This window comes from Micromonospora sp. ATCC 39149 (assembly GCF_000158815.1).
Classification (GTDB): domain Bacteria; phylum Actinomycetota; class Actinomycetes; order Mycobacteriales; family Micromonosporaceae; genus Micromonospora.
The window spans coordinates 6136389-6137724 of record NZ_GG657738.1 but is presented as its reverse complement, the minus strand read 5'-3'; the positions used below and the strand labels follow the sequence as shown (position 1 = coordinate 6137724).

1 protein-coding gene is annotated in these 1336 nt (G+C 75.1%); it reads right to left on the bottom strand.

Annotated elements, in window-relative coordinates:
* Window positions 1-1336 (bottom strand): beta-ketoacyl reductase (locus tag MCAG_RS33995; protein ID WP_198141649.1); only part of this gene is annotated, 1336 nt, incomplete at both ends.

Here is a 1336-nt window from a genome sequence, read left to right as displayed (position 1 = left end):
CGGTGGCGTCCCGGTAACCCCATCGCGAGGTCAAACAGGGCGAGCCCGCGCTCTGGCGAGAGCGGCGGGGTGCCCAGCCGACGCAGGCGAAGCAGCCCGGCTTGGTCCAGCTCGCCGGTCATCCCTCCGGCGGCGCTGTCCCACGGTCCCCAGGCCAGGGAGACCGCGGGCAGGCCGGCCGCCCGGCGGTACCGCGCCAGCCCGTCCAGGAAGCCGTTGGCCGCCGCGTAGTTCGCCTGCCCGGCGCCGAGGGCCAGGCCGGCGGCCGAGGAGAACAACACGAACCCGCCGAGATCCCGGTCGCGGGTCAGCTCGTGCAGGTGCCAGGCGCCATCCACCTTGGGGCGCAGCACGGCGGCCAGCCGGTCGGCCGTCATCGCCTCGACCAGTCCGTTGTCCGCCACGCCCGCGGCGTGCACCACGGCGACCAGCGGATGCCGCTCCGGGATGGCGGCGAGGAGCTTCCCCAGATCATCCCGATCGGCGACGTCGCAGGCGGCGAGCTGGACGTCGGCGCCAAGCGCGGCGAGCGTGTCGCGCAGTTCGGCGGCCCCGGGCGCGGCCGGTCCACGCCGCCCGGTCAGCAGCAGGTGACGCACCCCGTGATCGGTGACCAGATGCCGGGCGAGCAGCGCGCCGAGCCCACCGGTACCGCCGGTGATCAGCACCGTACCCGCCGGGTCCCAGCCGGAAGCGGCACCGTTCGCGGGCACCGCGGCCAGCCGTGGGACCAGCAGCTCGGTCTCCCGAATCGCAACCTCCCGGCGGCCGGCGGCCAGGGCGGCACGTACCTGAGCCGGCGAGATGTCCCGCCCGTCGCCGTCGATGAGTAGGAACCGGCCCGGGTGCTCGGCTTCGGCGGCGCGTACCAGGCTCCACACCGCCGTGGCCGCGAGGTCCACCCGGTCGCCGGGGCGGGCCGCCACCGCGCCGGACGTCAGCACGGCGAGTTGGGAGGGGCCCACGGTCTCGCCGAGCGACAGCCAGTCGCGTACCGACGTGAGCACTCCGGCGGTGACCGCGTGGACGTGTGCCGGGACGTCGACCGGATCGGTCGCCGCAGGGACGGTCAGCGTGACCGGATCGACGGTGGCCGGGCTCATCTCCGGGGCGGGTATCCAGTCCAGCCGGAACAGCGCGTCGCGGGCGGGGTGGTCGACCTCGGCCGCCGGCCGGGTGATCAGGGAGTCGATGGTGGCGATGGGAAGCCCGGCCGGATCGGCGATGGTCAGTGCGACGGCGTCCCGACCGGCTGGCGAGATGCGCACCCGCAGTACGGAGTGGCCGGCGGCGAAGAGGGTGACACCGCTGAAGTGGAACGGCAGCACCGGGCGGC